The organism is Arthrobacter sp. TMT4-20 (assembly GCF_054510775.1).
In genome coordinates, this window is the sequence record NZ_JBTNDW010000001.1 from 84,709 (window position 1) to 100,530 (window position 15,822).

General features: G+C 64.3%; 12 protein-coding genes. 4 read left to right on the forward strand and 8 right to left on the reverse strand.

Annotated elements, in window-relative coordinates:
- The first annotated feature begins 37 nt into the window (after positions 1-37).
- The 3 genes from ACX80Z_RS00370 to ACX80Z_RS00380 all read left to right on the forward strand — a co-directional run bounded on the left by ACX80Z_RS00370 (position 38) and on the right by ACX80Z_RS00380 (position 3,979).
- Positions 38-814, forward strand: coding sequence for an ABC transporter ATP-binding protein (locus ACX80Z_RS00370; protein ID WP_459314553.1), 777 nt, complete (start codon positions 38-40; stop codon positions 812-814).
- A 3-nt stretch (positions 815-817) separates the two neighbouring features.
- Positions 818-3,340: an ABC transporter permease gene (locus tag ACX80Z_RS00375; protein WP_459314554.1), complete on the forward strand. Its 2,523-nt coding sequence runs from the start codon at positions 818-820 to the stop codon at positions 3,338-3,340.
- Positions 3,341-3,445: 105 nt separating this feature from the next.
- Positions 3,446-3,979, forward strand: a complete 534-nt coding sequence (locus ACX80Z_RS00380; protein WP_459314556.1) for a hypothetical protein — start codon at positions 3,446-3,448, stop codon at positions 3,977-3,979.
- A 98-nt stretch (positions 3,980-4,077) separates the two neighbouring features.
- Here ACX80Z_RS00380 and metG read toward each other — a convergent pair whose 3' ends face one another.
- Entirely contained in the window at positions 4,078-5,649 is a 1,572-nt protein-coding gene (gene metG / locus ACX80Z_RS00385; RefSeq protein WP_116779124.1) for a methionine--tRNA ligase, read from the reverse strand.
- 39 nt (positions 5,650-5,688) lie between these two features.
- On the opposite strand from metG, the gene ACX80Z_RS00390 reads away from it, so the two are divergent.
- Complete coding sequence (locus tag ACX80Z_RS00390) at positions 5,689-6,477, forward strand: DNA alkylation repair protein (protein WP_459314557.1); 789 nt, start codon at positions 5,689-5,691, stop codon at positions 6,475-6,477.
- Here the strand turns inward: ACX80Z_RS00390 and serA are convergent.
- From serA to ACX80Z_RS00425, 7 genes are all read right to left on the reverse strand, one after another.
- Positions 6,474-8,066 (reverse strand): phosphoglycerate dehydrogenase, encoded by a 1,593-nt coding sequence (gene serA, locus ACX80Z_RS00395; protein WP_019483045.1) that lies wholly within the window; start codon positions 8,064-8,066, stop codon positions 6,474-6,476. The two genes, ACX80Z_RS00390 and serA, sit on opposite strands and share 4 nt — an antisense overlap.
- Positions 8,067-8,255: 189 nt before the next feature.
- Positions 8,256-9,281, reverse strand: coding sequence for a ketol-acid reductoisomerase (gene ilvC / locus ACX80Z_RS00400; protein ID WP_459304782.1), 1,026 nt, complete (start codon positions 9,279-9,281; stop codon positions 8,256-8,258).
- Positions 9,282-9,352: 71 nt separating this feature from the next.
- A complete protein-coding gene (ilvN, locus tag ACX80Z_RS00405) occupies positions 9,353-9,865 on the reverse strand; it encodes an acetolactate synthase small subunit (protein WP_019483047.1) in 513 nt (170 codons plus the stop codon).
- A 1-nt stretch (position 9,866) separates the two neighbouring features.
- On the reverse strand, positions 9,867-11,756 hold the full coding sequence (locus tag ACX80Z_RS00410) for an acetolactate synthase large subunit (protein ID WP_024476080.1): 1,890 nt from the start codon (positions 11,754-11,756) through the stop codon (positions 9,867-9,869).
- A gap of 305 nt (positions 11,757-12,061) precedes the next feature.
- Positions 12,062-13,006, reverse strand: coding sequence for a PKD domain-containing protein (locus ACX80Z_RS00415; protein ID WP_459314558.1), 945 nt, complete (start codon positions 13,004-13,006; stop codon positions 12,062-12,064).
- Positions 13,007-13,011: 5 nt separating this feature from the next.
- Complete coding sequence (locus ACX80Z_RS00420) at positions 13,012-13,680, reverse strand: DUF6318 family protein (protein WP_459314559.1); 669 nt, start codon at positions 13,678-13,680, stop codon at positions 13,012-13,014.
- Between the two features lie 288 nt (positions 13,681-13,968).
- Positions 13,969-15,750 (reverse strand): HNH endonuclease signature motif containing protein, encoded by a 1,782-nt coding sequence (locus ACX80Z_RS00425; protein WP_459314560.1) that lies wholly within the window; start codon positions 15,748-15,750, stop codon positions 13,969-13,971.
- Positions 15,751-15,822 lie beyond the last annotated feature (72 nt).

The following is a 15,822-nucleotide window of genomic DNA, read 5'->3' on the forward strand; positions in this document are numbered from 1 at the left end:
TGATCCGCCACGAAGACTGCCGCCCTAGCGTTGAAGCATGAGAATTTCCGCCAACACCGCCGACCACCCTTCGACGTCGTCCGCTGCCTCCCAGCCGGCCGCGTCAGCCGACTCGCTCTCCAAAACCTATGGGCGTGCCGACACCCGCGTGCACGCCCTGAAGGAGGTCAGCGTGACCTTCGAACGCGCCCGGTTCACGGCGATCATGGGCCCCTCGGGGTCCGGCAAGTCCACCCTGATGCATTGCCTGGCAGGGTTGGACACCGCGGACTCCGGCCGCGTCCGGATTGGGGACACCGAACTCACCGGGCTGTCCGACAATGAGCTGACCCGGCTGCGGCGGGACCGGATCGGTTTCGTGTTCCAGGCCTACAACCTGATCCCCACGCTGACCGCCGAACAAAACATCACCCTGCCGGTGGCGCTTGCGGGTGGCACGGTGGACAGTCAGTGGCTGACCGAGGTCTGTGCCACCCTGGGCTTGGCCGACCGGCTCACGCACCGGCCGCATGAGCTGTCCGGTGGCCAGCAGCAGCGGGTGGCGGTGGCCCGCGCCCTCCTGACCCGCCCCGACGTGTTGTTCGGCGATGAGCCCACCGGCAACCTCGATTCCCGCTCCGGCGCCGAGGTACTCTCCCTGCTGCGCCGCAGTACGCGGGAAATGGGGCAGAGCATCATCATGGTGACCCACGACCCCGTGACCGCTTCCTATGCCGACAGCGTCCTGCTGATGAACGACGGCGAATTGGTGGGCCAGCTGGACCGCAGCACACCCGACGTCATCTCGCAGGCTCTCGCCGGACTGGGGGCCTAGGCGATGCTGCAGGTTGCACTTGCCCAACTCCGGATTCACGCCAGGCGGTTTGTTGCGGTGGGGCTGGCCGTGATGCTCGGCGTCGGCTTCCTGGCCGCGACCCTGATGGTCTCAGGCACTACGCAGGCCACCCTCCAACAAAGCATCGGGGCCACCTACGCGAAGGCTGACCTGGTGGTCACCGTCGGCGACGGCGGTCAGTCAGCACTGGAAACCGAGCAGCTGCTGTCCGGTATTGACGGGGTGTCGGCCGTCCACGCCGCGCAACGGACCCTCTCGACGCTGCAGCTTCCTTCGGGGCCGGCGGACGTCTTCGTCCTGAGCACCGCCCCGACTGAACTTCAAACCTCGACCATGGTCAACGGGGCCCTCCCCGCCGACGGTTCGGGAATCAGTATCGACAAGACGTCGGCCGCCGAGCTGGGGATGACGGTGGGCGACACCTACGCTCTGGAGCAGTCCTACTATTCGCTCGTCGGCGGCGACGCACCCCCTCCCATGACCGTCACAGTGACGCTCACGGGGATCACCGAGGATTCGGCCGACCCTTATCTCTCCGGTCTGCCGCAGGTCTACGCCGCGCCGGACCTGGTGCAGACCCTGAGCGTCCTGTCCCCCGGCGAGCAACCGCCCCAGGCCACCATCGCCCAGCTGGCCCTCCTCGGAACTGCCGATCCCTCAGCCGTCAGTGCCGATGCCACAGCTGCGCTCGCAGCAGCAGGCGTCTCGGCCGAGGTTCGCACCAGCGCCGAACAGGTGACTGCAGACGTGGCGGCTCTTTCGGGAGGGACTGACCAATTGACGGTGATCCTGCTGGCCTTCGCCATCGTCGCCGTCCTGGTGACCGTGCTGGTCATCTCCAACACGTTCTCCGTACTGGTGGCACAGCGAACCCGTGACCTTGCGCTGCTGCGCTGCATTGGCGCCTCGAGGCGTCAGATCCGCCACTCGGTCCTGCTCGAAGCCGCTGTGGTGGGGCTCGTGTCCTCGGTGCTCGGGGTGCTTCTCGCCGCAGGAGTGATGTTTACCCTCGTCTCTGTTGCAGCCGCGCAGGAGGGTACCGAGTTCGCCACCCTGGCCATCCCGGTCTCGGCCATCCTGGTGAGCCTCATCGTCGGCCTCGCGATGACCCTGGCCGCCGCTTTTGTCCCGGCCCGCGCCGCGACCGCTGTCGCCCCCCTCGAGGCGCTACGTCCCGCCGAGGACGCCACGACCGGGACCCGCAAGGGCAGGATACGGCTGGCCATTGGATTGCTGCTCGTGCTGCTCGGCGCCGGACTGCTCGGGGTGGGCGCCGTCTCATCGGCACTGCTGATCGCGTTACCCGGCGGTGTGTTCTCCTTTGTGGGCGTGCTGCTGTGCGCCTCCCTGTTCCTGCCTGCCCTCGTGACAGCCGTCGGCCGGCTCGCGGCACCGCTGGGAGTGCCGGGTAGGCTCGCGGCGCTCAATGCGGTCCGCAACCCGGCCCGGACCACTGCCACCGCCAGCGCACTGCTGGTGGGCGTCACCCTGGTGACCATGATGATGGCCGGCGCCCACACCTCGCGGGCCGCGTTTGAAGCCGAGCTCGGCGCCAATTACCCGGTGGACCTCGCGGTCCAGGAGGTCGGAAACGCTGCCGCTGCTGACGCTGCCGTGACAACAGTTCAGCAGCTGGCGGGCGTGGATGCGGCGATGGCCCTCTCGGTCGCTGCTGTCTCCGACGAGGCAGCCGGCACCCTGCCCGTGTACGCCATCTCCCCCGACGAGGCGGAGTCCGTGCTTCGCAATACTGGACTTGAGCTGGTGGACGACGTGGTGTTCATGCCGCAGGACTCCGGGCTCACCGAGGTGACGCTCGAGGGTGCGACAGGACCGGTCACTCTCCCGGTCCGGGAAGCCCAGACCCAGATTTTCGTTCCGGCCATCACTGAGGCCACGGCGGCGGCGCTCGGGGCGGCTCCCCTGCCGGGCGTTGCGGCATTGGGCGATGAGACGAGCATTCTGTGGCTGAAACTCGATGACTCACTTGATGCTGCCGGAGTGACTGGGCTGCGGTCCGAGATTGTCGAGGCGCTGAGGGTTTCCGAATATCAGGTCAATGGCGCTGCTATTGAACGGGTCTCCTTCAACGAGATCATCGACGTCATCCTGCTGGTAGTCACGGCGCTGCTGGCCGTCGCCGTGTTGATTGCGCTGATCGGCGTCGCGAACACACTGTCGCTGTCGGTGCTCGAACGCACCAGGGAATCATCCCTGTTGCGCGCGCTGGGCCTGACTCGTGGTCAGCTGCGCGGGATGCTCGCCGTCGAGGCGGTCCTCATTGCCGGCGTCGCTGCCGCCTTCGGGTGCCTGCTCGGGGTGGTGTATGGGTGGCTGGGCGTGCAGTCGGCGCTTGGTGCAATCACCCCGGTCACGCCGTCGATCCCCTGGGCGCAGCTGGTGGGGGTGGTCGCCGTCGCCGTCGTCGCGGCACTGTTGGCGTCGGTGCTGCCGGCCCGCCGGGCGGCTCGGCTGTCACCGGTCGAGGGACTCGCGACGGCGTGACCCTGACGGCGTGAATCCCGGGTGTGCCGAGCCGGGCCAAGCCGGGCGGAACCTGCGAAGATGGGGGTCATTATTCTTTGCAGGTTCCGTTCGAAAGGTTTACCCATGGATCACTCCCCGACCCCCCGCAGCAACTCGAACCCAGCCGACTCCAGCAGGCTGTCGGCCTACCTGGATGACCACCTGGTGGCATCTGCTTCCGGAGTGAAACTGTTTTCGACGGCCCAGGAATCCTGGTGCGGCACCAAGCATGAGCAGACCTTCGCCTCGCTCACCAAGGAGATCTCGGGCGAACGGGACGAACTCGCGCAGATCATCAGCTCCCTCGGCTACACGCCGAGCAAGGTCAAGATGGTCATCGCGCAGGTTGGCGCGCAGCTGAGCAAACTCAATCCCCTGAACCTCCGCCGCTCGGACAAGGGCGGCGGCGCACAGCTGGAACTTGAGGCGCTGCAGAGTATTGTCCGCGGCAAGGAATGCATGTGGGAAACCCTGGGCGCCCTCACCGAGGCTGGCTCGACCGAGCTAGACGCCGAACAGCTGCGCCACCTGGCCGATCGGGCCCGCAAACAGCAGGAACAACTCGCGCACGTGATGCGGGAGACGGCGCCCGAGCGTTTTCTCTCCGGCGACCACTAGCCGCCTGCCAAACAAACCCGCCGAGACGCGAGATCTGGCGGCCCGCTAAACCCGCCCCAAAGCTCGTGCGAGTCGCCAGCTCTCGCTGTTCGACGAGGTTAGCCCTCGGCGGGCTCTTCGTACTTCGGGAAGATCGGCGCCGGTGCCGGCAACGCCGTGCCGGCCACCAACGGCGTGGCGATTGCGCTGAACTGGCGGGCGACGTCGTCGGGCCCGGTGCCCTGGCCCAGCGCCGAGAGGAGCCGTCCGGCGCCGTCGGGCATGACCGGCTGAGCGAGGATCGAGACGATCCGGAGCACCTCCAGCGTCACGTACAGCACCGTGTTCATGCGCTCGGGGTCGGTCTTCCGGAGCACCCAGGGCTGCTGGTCGGCGAAGTACGCGTTCGTGTCGCCCAGCACTCCCCAGCTCAGTTCTAGCGCGCGGGAGAATTCCTGCCGGTCGAACGCGGTACGGGACGACTCCAGGAGCCCGTTGGCCTGCGCCAGGATCGCCTCGTCGGCCGGCGCGAACGACGACGGCGAGGGCACCTGCTCGTCGCAGTTCTTGGCCACCATCGACAATGATCGCTGGGCGAGGTTGCCCAGGTTGTTGGCGAGGTCGGAGTTCATCCGGCCCACGATCGCCTCATGGCTGTAGGACCCGTCAGCACCGAAGGGCACCTCACGCAGCAGAAAGAACCGGACCTGGTCGAGGCCGTACTGCTCCACCCAGTCCTTCGGCGCGACCGTGTTGCCCAGCGACTTGGACATCTTCACGCCCTTGTTGAACAGGAATCCGTGGATCATGATCCGTTTCGGCAGCTCGAGCCCTGCGGACATCAGGAACGCAGGCCAGTAGATGGCGTGGAAGCGTGAAATGTCCTTGCCGATAACGTGGACGTCGGCTGGCCAGTACTTTTTGAAGCGTTCCGACTCGGTATCGGGGAACCCGACGCCGGTGAGGTAGTTGGTGAGCGCGTCCACCCAGACGTACATCACGTGGTCTTTGTTGCCGGGGACCGGCACTCCCCAGTCGAAGGTGGTGCGGCTGATGGACAGGTCCTCCAGGCCGCGCTTCACGAAGCTGATGACCTCATTGAAGCGGGACTGGGGCGCACCGAACTCGGGCTGGTCGGAGTACAGGGCAAGGAGCTTGTCCTGGTAGGCGGAAAGGCGGAAGAAATAGCTTTCCTCTTCCGTCCAGGTCACCTCGGTGTCGGTTTCGGTGGCGTAGCGGACGCCGTCGTCGCGCACCTCGGTGTCGTCCTCGCTGTGGAACGCCTCGTCCCGCACCGAATACCAGCCAGCGTACTTGTCCAGGTAGATGTCGCCGCGGGCTTCCATCAGCTTCCAGATGGCGGAGGCAGCGGCGTAGTGGTCGGCGTCAGTGGTGCGGATGAAACGGTCATAGGAGCTGCCGACGTCGTCGTTCATGGCCTGGAACGCCTGGGCGTTGCGGGTGGCTAGGTCACGGACGGGGATGCCTTCGCGGTCGGCGGTCTGCTGCATCTTCAGGCCGTGCTCATCGGTGCCGGTCAGGAACATCACGTCGTAGCCGTCGAGGCGCTTGAACCGGGCCAGTGCGTCGGTGGCGATCGCCTCATAGGCGTGGCCGATGTGCGGGATCCCGTTGGGGTAGGAGATCGCGGTGGTGAGGTAATACGGGGGCAGCTGCTCTGTGGATGTCACCTAAAGAAATTACCCTGTTTTCCTGTCCCTTGTCGCTTCGTGACCGGGCAGCCCGCTGGTAACGTCCGTGGCATGGTCCCTGATCTGGCGCACGACGACGACGGTTCCGCCCCCGGGCCGGCGTCTGAAGCAACACAGTTGGTCGCTGCCGTACGCGACCGGCTGCGAACCGTTGCCGACCCCGCGAAGGCGCCCCGGATGCAGGCGTACATGAAATCCGCGATGCCCTATCTCGGGGTGTCGTCCCAGCCGCTCAAAGTGATCTGCCGGGAAGTCTTCACTGCGCACCCGCTTCCGGACCGGGCCCAGTGGGAGTGGGCGGTCCGCCAACTGTGGGACGGGGCAACTTTTCGGGAGGAACGGTACGCCGCCGTCGCCCTTCTGACCCACCGCCGCTACAGCGGCTATCAGGATGAGCAGACCCTCACGCTGTACCGCCAACTGGTGGAGACCGGCGCCTGGTGGGACTTCATCGACGTGATCGCCAGTCGCGGTGTGGGACCTATCCTGCGGGCCGCGCCGGAAACCGTGACGCCGCTGATGCGGTCCTGGGCCCGCGACGGCCACCTCTGGGTACGCCGGACGGCGATCCTGTGCCAGCTCCCCAGCAAGGGGGAAACCAACGCTGCGCTGCTGGCCGACGTCGTCGGGGTGAACCTTGAGGACAGTCTTTACGGCAAGGAATTCTTTATCCGCAAAGCGATCGGGTGGGCGCTGAGGGAGTATGCGAAGACGGATCCCGGCTGGGTGCTGGCCTTCGTTCAGGACAATGAAAAGGGCCTCTCGCCGCTGTCGCGGAGAGAGGCCCTGAAGCATTTGGGTGGCTAGCTCTGCAGATCCACCTCGCGTGCCACCGTCGCGCCGATCGCTTCCTTGAGGGCGTCGAGCACGTCCTGCGGAACCGCACTGTCGACGGTCAACAGGGAGAGGGCCTGGCCGCCCTCAGTGTTGCGGGCCACCTGCATGCCGGCAATGTTGATTTCCTTCTCCCCCAGCAGGCGACCGAGGGTACCAATCACGCCGGGACGGTCCTGGTACAGCAGGACCAGCAGGTGCTCGCTGATCGGGATTTCCAGGTCGTAGCCGTTGACGCCGACCAGCTTCTCGATCTGCTTGGGGCCGGTCAGGGTGCCCGCTACCGAGATCTGCGATCCGTCCGACAGCGCGCCCCTGATGGTGAGCACGTTGCGGTACTCCTCCGATTCGGGGGTGGTGACCAGCCGGGTGTTGATGCCCCGCTGTTCGGCGAGGATCGGAGCGTTCACGTAGGAAACCTGCTCGGAGACGATATCGGTGAAGACCCCCTTGAGGGCTGCGAGCTCCAGCGCCTTCACATCCAGGGAGGCGATTTCGCCGGCGACCTCGACCTCGATCTGGGTGAGCGAATCGTGGGTCAGCGCGGTGAAGATCCGGCCCAGCTTCTCGATCAGCGGGATTCCCGGGCGCACCTCAGGTGCGATGACGCCGCCGGCCACGTTGACGGCGTCGGGCACCAGTTCACCAGCCAGGGCGAGGCGGACCGACTTGGCAACAGACACGCCGGCCTTTTCCTGCGCCTCATCGGTGGACGCGCCGAGGTGCGGGGTGACCACCACGTTGTCGAGGGTGAAGAACGGCAGGTCGGTGCTGGGCTCGGTGACGAAAACGTCGACGCCGGCGCCGGCAATCTCGTTGGACTGCAACGCGGTGAACAGCGCTGCCTCGTCCACGAGGCCTCCGCGGGCCACGTTGACGACGTAAGCCGAGGATTTCATCTTCTTGAAGGCGGCCTCGCCAAGCATGCCCAGCGTCTCGGGGGTTTTCGGCATGTGGATGGTGATGAAGTCTGACTGTTCAAGGAGCTCGTCCAGGGTGACGAGCTGGACGCCGAGCTGGGCGGCGCGGGCCGAGGTGATGTACGGATCGTAGGCGAGGATTTCGGTATCGAAACCCTGCAGGCGGGCCGCGACGAGGGCGCCGATGCGCCCGAGGCCGATGATGCCGACCTTCTTCTCGTACAGTTCGATGCCCGAGTACTTGGAACGCTTCCACTCGCCGCCCTTGAGCGCTGCGCTGGCCTGCGGGATGTGGCGGGCGAGGCTGAGGATGTGGCCGACGGTCAACTCGGCGGCGGAGATGATGTTGGAGGTGGGCGCGTTGACCACCATGACGCCCGCCTGCGTGGCGGCTTTGATGTCGACGTTGTCCAGGCCGACGCCGGCGCGGGCAATGACCTTCAGGTTCGGCGCTGCGGCGATGGCTTCGGCATCCACCTGGGTGGCGGAGCGGACGAGGATGGCGTCGACGTCGACAATTGCGGCGAGCAGCTGGGCCCGATCCGAACCGTCGGTCTGCCGGATCTCAAAGTCGGGGCCCAAGGCCTCAACAGTGGCTGGGGACAGCTCTTCGGCAAGGAGAACTACGGGTTTGCTGGTCACGGGGGTGATCCTTCGCTGCTGTGCTGTGTGAGTTAGACAATTCGGGGGGATGTGGCAAGTCTAAATGGGCGGTGCGCCCGGGCCCGCTTTGTTACTCAGCGGGCCGGACGACGCCACAGCGCAGCACTCGGCCAGGACTCCGAAGGGCCCTGGCCGAGTGCTGTTGCTGTGTCGAGGAAACGACCGTATCTAGCGGGCTACTGAGCCTTCGTTGTAGTCGTCGTTCGTCTTGATCCAGGAGAAGAGCTTCCGCAGTTCGCGGCCGGTGGCCTCGATCGGGTGGTCCTCACCCTTCTTGCGCAGCTCGGCAAATTCCTTGCCGCCGTTGTCCTGGTCGTCGATGAAGCGCTTGGCGAAGGCACCGCTCTGGATGTCGGCGAGGACAGCCTTCATGTTTTCCTTCACCGAGGGGTCGATGACGCGGGGGCCGGAGACGTAGTCGCCGTACTCAGCGGTGTCGGAAACGCTCCAGCGCTGCTTGGCGATGCCGCCTTCAACCATCAGGTCGACGATCAGTTTCAGCTCGTGCAGGACCTCGAAGTAGGCGACCTCCGGCTTGTAGCCGGCCTCGGTCAGGGTTTCGAAACCGTACTGGATGAGCTGTGATGCGCCACCGCAGAGGACTGCCTGCTCGCCGAAGAGATCGGTTTCGGTTTCCTCGGTGAAGGTGGTCTCGATGACTCCGGCGCGGGTGCCGCCGATGGCCTTGGCGTAGGACAGCGCCAGTTCGCGGGCCTTGCCGGACGGGTTCTGCTCGACGGCGATCAGATCGGGGACGCCTCGGCCGGCTTCAAACTCGCGGCGCACAATGTGGCCGGGGCCCTTGGGCGCGACCAGAGCGACGTCGACGTCGGCGGGTGCCTTGATGTAGCCGTAGCGGACGTTGAAACCGTGACCGAAGAACAGGGCGTCGCCGGCCTGCAGGTTGGGGGCAATGTCCTCCGCGTACACGTGGCGCTGCACCTGGTCCGGGGTGAGAACCATGATGAGGTCGGCCTCGGCGGTGGCGTCAGCGACGCTCAGCACGCGAAGACCCTCGGCCTCCGCCTTGGCGCGGGACTTCGAGCCTTCTTTGAGGCCAACACGGACGTCGACGCCGGAGTCGCGGAGGCTCAGCGCGTGCGCGTGCCCCTGGCTGCCATAGCCAATAACAGCCACGGTGCGGCCCTGGATGATTGAAAGGTCTGCATCGTCGTCGTAGAACAACTCAGTCACTTGGTTTTCTCCTGTGTTTTTTCTTGCTGGAGTCCAGCTTGTGGTCTTTTGGGTGGAACTGCCGTTAGGTGTCAGGCGCTGCGTAGGGCGCGGTCGCTCATGGACTTTGCCCCGCGGCCAACGGCCAGGGTTCCTGACTGAACAATTTCGCGGATCCCGAACGGCTCCAGCACTGACAGGAGTGCTGTGAGTTTTTCGGCGGTGCCGGTGGCTTCGATGATCAGGGCGTCGGTTGAGACGTCGACCACCGATGCGCGGAACAGGTCGGCTGCCTGGGTTACCTGCAGCCGTGTTGCGGCATCTGCCCGTACCTTGACCAGGATGTGGTCGCGCTGCACGGAGGAATCGGGAACCAGCTCAACAATCTTGATCACGTTGATGAGCTTGTTCAGCTGTTTGGTGACCTGCTCCAGCAGGTCACCCTCGGCCTCGACCACTACCGTGATCCGGGACATACCCTGGATCTCGGTGGGGCCAACTGCCAAAGAATTGATGTTGAACGCGCGGCGCGCAAAGAGACTTGCGACGCGGGTCAGGACGCCGGGAACGTCCTCCACCAGAACGGAAAGCGTGTGACGAGCCATGTTAGTCCTCCTGCTCCCAGTCTGGGGTCATATTACGGGCAATCTGGATGAGGTCGTTGCTGACCCCCGAGGGGACCATCGGCCACACCATTGAGTCGCGGCTGACAACGAAGTCGATGACCACCGGACGGTCGTTGATCTCCAACGCCTGGGCGATGGTGGCATCGATGTCTTCGTCCCGTTCGCAGCGGAGGCCCGCACACCCGTAGGCGTCGGCCAGCTTCACAAAGTCGGGTACCCGGGCCGTGTCATGACCCGTGTTCAGGTCAGTGTTCGAATACCGGCCCTCGTAGAAGAGAGTCTGCCATTGGCGGACCATCCCGAGGGACGAGTTGTTGATGACTGCCACCTTGATGGGGATGTTGTTGATCACACAGGTGGCCAGTTCCTGGTTGGTCATCTGGAAGCAGCCGTCGCCGTCGATCGCCCAGACCACCCGGTCCGGATTACCCACCTTGGCACCCATTGCTGCGGGCACTGCGTATCCCATGGTGCCGAGGCCACCGGAGTTCAGCCAGGCGTGGGGGCGCTCGTATTTGATGAACTGTGCAGCCCACATCTGGTGCTGGCCCACGCCTGCGGCGTAAACCCCTTCGGGTCCGGTCATCTCGCCGATCCGCTTGATCACGTGCTGCGGTGCCGACAGGCCGTCGTCGGGCTGGGTGTAGCCCATGGGGTAGGTTTCGCGGAGCCGGTTGATCATGGTCCACCAGGCGTCGATGTTCGGCGCGCCGGTGGCTGCGAACTGCTCGCGCAGGGCGTTGGTGAGCTCGGGCATGATCTCCTTGACCGAGCCGACAATCGGAACGTCGGCGGTGCGGTTCTTAGAGATTTCGGCGGGGTCGATGTCCGCGTGGATTACCTTGGCACCGGGTGCGAAGGTGGACAGGACACCGGTGACCCGGTCGTCGAACCGGGCGCCCAGTGTGATGAGCAGGTCCGATTGCTGCAGCGCGGTCACGGCTGACACTGAGCCGTGCATGCCGGGCATGCCGACGTGCTGCTGGTGCGAATCGGGAAACACGCCGCGCGCCATCAGCGTAGTGACTACGGGTGCGCCAACAAGCTCAGCCAGTTCCAACAGTTCAGCGGCACCGTGGGCTTTGATGACACCGCCACCCACGTAGAACACCGGGCGCTGGGATTCGCTGATCAGCCGGGCTGCCTCGCGAACCTGCTTCGAGTGACCGCGAACCACTGTCCGGTAGCCGGGCAGGTCGATCTTGGGTGGCCAGGAAAACGTCGTCGTCGCCTGTTGCGCATCCTTGGAGATGTCGACGAGCACCGGGCCGGGGCGGCCGGTGGATGCGATGTGGAAGGCCTCGGCAATGATCCGAGGGATGTCGGCTGCCTTGGTGACCAGGTAGGAGTGCTTGGTGATGGGCATGGTGATGCCCACGATGTCGGCTTCTTGGAACGCGTCCGAGCCAATCACTGCGCTGTTGACCTGGCCGGTGATGATGACCATCGGAACGGAGTCCATGTGGGCGTCGGCGATGGCGGTGACCAGGTTGGTGGCGCCGGGGCCGGAGGTGACGATGCAGACACCCGGCCGGCCGGTCACCATGGCATAGCCCTGGGCCGCGTGCCCGGCGCCCTGCTCGTGGCGCACCAGGATGTGCCGGAGTTTTGTGGAGGCGAGCAATGGATCGTAAGTCGGAAGGATGGCTCCGCCGGGAAGGCCGAAGATGTCGTCGACGCCTAGCTCCTCGAGAGAGCGGACGATCGCTTCCGATCCGAGCATCTCCGTGGGCGGAACTACAGTGTTGGGGCCTCGGACGGCAGTGGGCTGGACGGCTTGCACTGAGTCACGGGTGTGGCTGCGCGCCGGGGCCGCCGGAGCGGTTGGTTTGGCCATCAGCGTGGGGCTGGAGGGCGATCCCTTGGACATTGGTGACTTCCTTGATGAATCGATACTGCTCGTGTAATGCGGGTGTCGTGCGCTTTGCGTCGGATGGGAACAAAAAAACCCCTCAGCCTGGTTGGCTCCGTGAGGGGTTGCGCGTGACGTAGTGTTACCAGTCGGGCTTTAGGCCACGCGCTTGGTAAGAAGGACTACTACGGATTCGAACTGCATATCTGTAGTTTCCACTCACCTTTTGGGGGTGTCAAACGGCGACACCTGGCGTCTCACTATATGGACACCTCGTCCAGTTAGTGGACACTAACTGGGTTGGCTTTTGGGCCGTCCTGTGGTCAGCATCCGATGCCTTGTGGGTTCTCCAAACAGGTCTCCGCCACGCTATGCCGCTCACTGCGCCAAATACTCATCAAATGCGGCTCCGAAGTAACCCTTGCCTGACCCGCAACAGGCAACCACGGACCACCATCCACCGAATAATCCCCAGCGAAGAGCGTATCCAGCCCGACCAGGTAGTCGCCCGTTTCGGAATACCTGTGGCTAGTTAAAGTCTCAACGTCGAAGCCGTCCCCGGGCAGCGCCGACCCAGGATCGGTGGTGACCAGGCTCGAACCGTCACCATACGACCACTCATACGACACTGGCCACGCACGAAGCCGAATCTGAGCGTTCTGGAACTCAAACGTGAACTCCTGCTCCTGCGCCACGGCATAAAGATTGCTGTGCGCATTCCGCAGTCCGAAATGATCCGGCTGAGAAAACACACCGGCAGCGATAATCGGTTGGCTCTCAAACTCGGTCAACGTAATGACGATAGGGGCTTCTTCCAGCGTCGCCGCCGTCGGGGCGGTCGGCGGGGCCCCCGGATACAAACAACCACTACGACCCGTCGCGGTCCGCGTCGGCGGACTAACATTGCGATTCACCTCAATCCACTGCACCAATACCCCATCCGCCTGCGCATCACACTGAGCATTCAACTGCACGCAATACGCAGGGTCCATAAAATCCTGCGCCCCAGCAGTACACACCCGCTCATACGTGTAATCCACCCCGTCATCCACCGGAAGATTGGCACTCGAGGCGTCCGAGGACTCGGTCGACTTTGTTCCTTCCGAACCCGATACAGATTGACGGGTAACGTTCCTCGCGCTGACATCGGACTCGTCGAACGTGATCCCCGACTCGCTTTCGGAGGCTCGAACAGGGGCCGCCGTCAAAAGCGAGAAAATAAGCCCCACCAACACCGCAATCGCACCAAACTGAAACACTGATTTCATTAGACTCATGTCCCCTCAGGGGATCCAAAGTCGAGCATGATCCATCGGTCTTCCTCATAGATAGCGATCACGACGTCGATGCTCGGATCGGACGGCGGTGACTCCCCCGTTTCACCACCAGACGGGGAGAACATCGTCACCCGGTCCTGCCCAACTTCGACAAATGAATTGATCGAACCAGCTGTGTTGGCTTCGAATTCAGACGAAAAGCTAATGACCTCTGCGTCACCACCAGCTACCCAACCGCCAGTAGAAAAATGGTCCTCTACGCCCTCGACGACATTCATACATGTCCCACACCCAGTGTCAGTGATCTCCAGGAACTCAGCCCAGTCGTTGGTGATATATCCGTAGCTGAAAAGCTCAAACCAGTACTCGGTGAAGGCTTCAAGGCCCTCGACCGAATTCTCATCGGCCAGGGGCGGCTTCTCTGGCACCGGGATGTTCGCCGCCGGGCCATTAGACGATGCGGGGCTCGGCTCGGGCGTGGAGGGTGCCGTGAGGGTGGAGCCTTGGGAGGGACTCGGCGACGTGTCGGCCGAAGTAGAGACGACCGGAGTTGACGGCCCCGGCGCACCGGGATCGGCCTGGCACCCCACCATCAAAAGACCAGGGATCATGACCAGCGCGGCGGTCGTCCGCCGCGAACCGAAGGTGCTGCGAGGCTGTGGCACTGTGACTCCCGAGAAACGGTGCGAGTCGAACCAATCGAAGACACCAGAATAACCGAATCCAAAGATTTGCAAACCTTTATCCACAACCCAAAATGACGTCAATCTCAGCCTAGGACCTTCGCCCGGCCCCAGAAGCCCGAAGGTGAAAGCCACATTGGACAGTCGTCGGCTGAACTGGGGCTGGGGGCACCGACGCTCCTGAACCGACGGTGGAGTCCCCTGGCAGTGCGGTCAGGTCTGTCTCAGTAGATCAAGGCACTTGGGCAGCACTGGAGAGAACTGACTTGGCTAGAAGGGCGGGGGTATGTCGGGTGGTGGTGCTGGGGGTGGGTCGGCTGTGGTGAGGTAGGTTTCGCCGGCAGGCGAGATCGCGATGATGGTCCCGGGCTCGGGTTGTTGGTAGTGCCAGTAGCCTTCGGTTTTGAACATGTGGTGACGTTTACACAGGGCCGCCAGATTCCCGTAGCTGGTCGTTCCTCCTTGGGACCAGGGGGTGGTGTGGTCGAGTTCGCAGAACACCGCCAACCGGTTACACCCCGGATGCCGACACGTCCCATCCCTGACCCGGACCGCATCCTTCAGGTCCTGCGGGACCCGATACGTGGTCGCATCAGCGCCTAACCTGGCCCCGGTAAAGGGGTGGGTAAGGATCCTCGTGAACGATGGTGCGTGCCCAGCGAGTTTCCGTGCCGTCTCGGGATCAATCGGCCCGTACCCTTCCAACTCACCCGGGGCATCCCCACCGAGGAGAGTCAACACCGGGACGGTGACGAACACCTTCGCCTGCACACCCCAATACGTACTGGCCTCCCCCGGCTGACTGGGGCTGGTGTTCGACCGGGATCCGGGGTCCGCTGTTCCCGGCCCGCCCCGGTCAGCGGCAGCACCTAAGTCAGCGGCACCAGCGGGGTCAGCACCGGGGTGGGTCCCAGCGGCAGCACCAAGGTTAGCGCCGGGGGCAGCAGCTGGGTCAGCGGGGTCGGGTGCATGACTCATGTGTCCAGTGGGTCCGGCACTGGTGAGGACGTCCACCAGAACATCGGCCCTGAGCTGGGTGAGAGTCCTGGCCTCGTCCGGGCCCTGCAAGGCCCGGGCTGCGGTATCGACCCGGTGGAAAATCCCGGCAGCCTGGTCGGTGGGTAGGTAGGCTTCGAGCCACGCCATCCCGTCGTAGGCAGGACTCAGCTGCACTAACCGGCCCAGGACTGCCTTTTGACGGCGGGTGCTGATCGACTCGGGGTGCAGCCTCTCCCGAAGCCTCACTGCCTGGTAATAGAACTTCGAAACCGTCATCTTCCCGGCCATCGTAATAAGCCGGTCCTCAAACGCCGCCGACGCCGCCGCGAAGGTATGGGGGATGCTGATGACTTCCTCCACCACAGCCCACGCGTGGCGACGGGAAAACCGGCCAGCTTCCAAAGCATGAAGGGTGGAAGGGTAATGCCGGACCAGCAGGGTGCTGTGTTCGATCAAGGACCCCGCGGTACGTTCCGGCAAATGCAACGCGGCACCGACCTCCGCCGCGGCGAGGGGCTTATCAAATCCAAAGGCCCCACGACCGTCGTGAATCCGCTCGGCCTGAAGGTCCAACGCCCGGGTAGCTAACTTGGCTTCCTGCGCATCAAGCCAGGACCTCAGCTCAGCGACGTCCTTCAACGCGTCCACCGTCTGAGCAGAGTCCAGACCCGCCACCGCAGCCAACCCAAGATGGCCGGTCAAGGCCGGCGATTCCGCACTGGAACGCACCCGCCCACCCGAACCAAATACCGGACCAGGCTTACCAGGCCCGTCGGCCTGAGGTGCCTCCCAGAACGCGTCAACGCTAAGTGGACCACCCGGACCATACCCACCCGCACTCCCCGAGGCACCCGAGGCACCCGAGGCACCCGAGGCACCCGAGCCACCCGAGCCACCCGAGCCACCCGAGCCACCCGAGCCACCCGAGCCACCCGAGGCAGTGTTCGCGGACCCGCTATCAGAAGCGGAATCGGAGCCAGAATCGGAGCCAAACTCAGGGCCGGAATCGGGGAAGAATGCCGATCCGGTAGCAGAGGCTTTACTGCTTTTCATACCTCCATTCCATCATCGAGCACTGACAGTAATGACAAAATAGGGCCCCATTTAGGGCCCCCAGGAAAACTT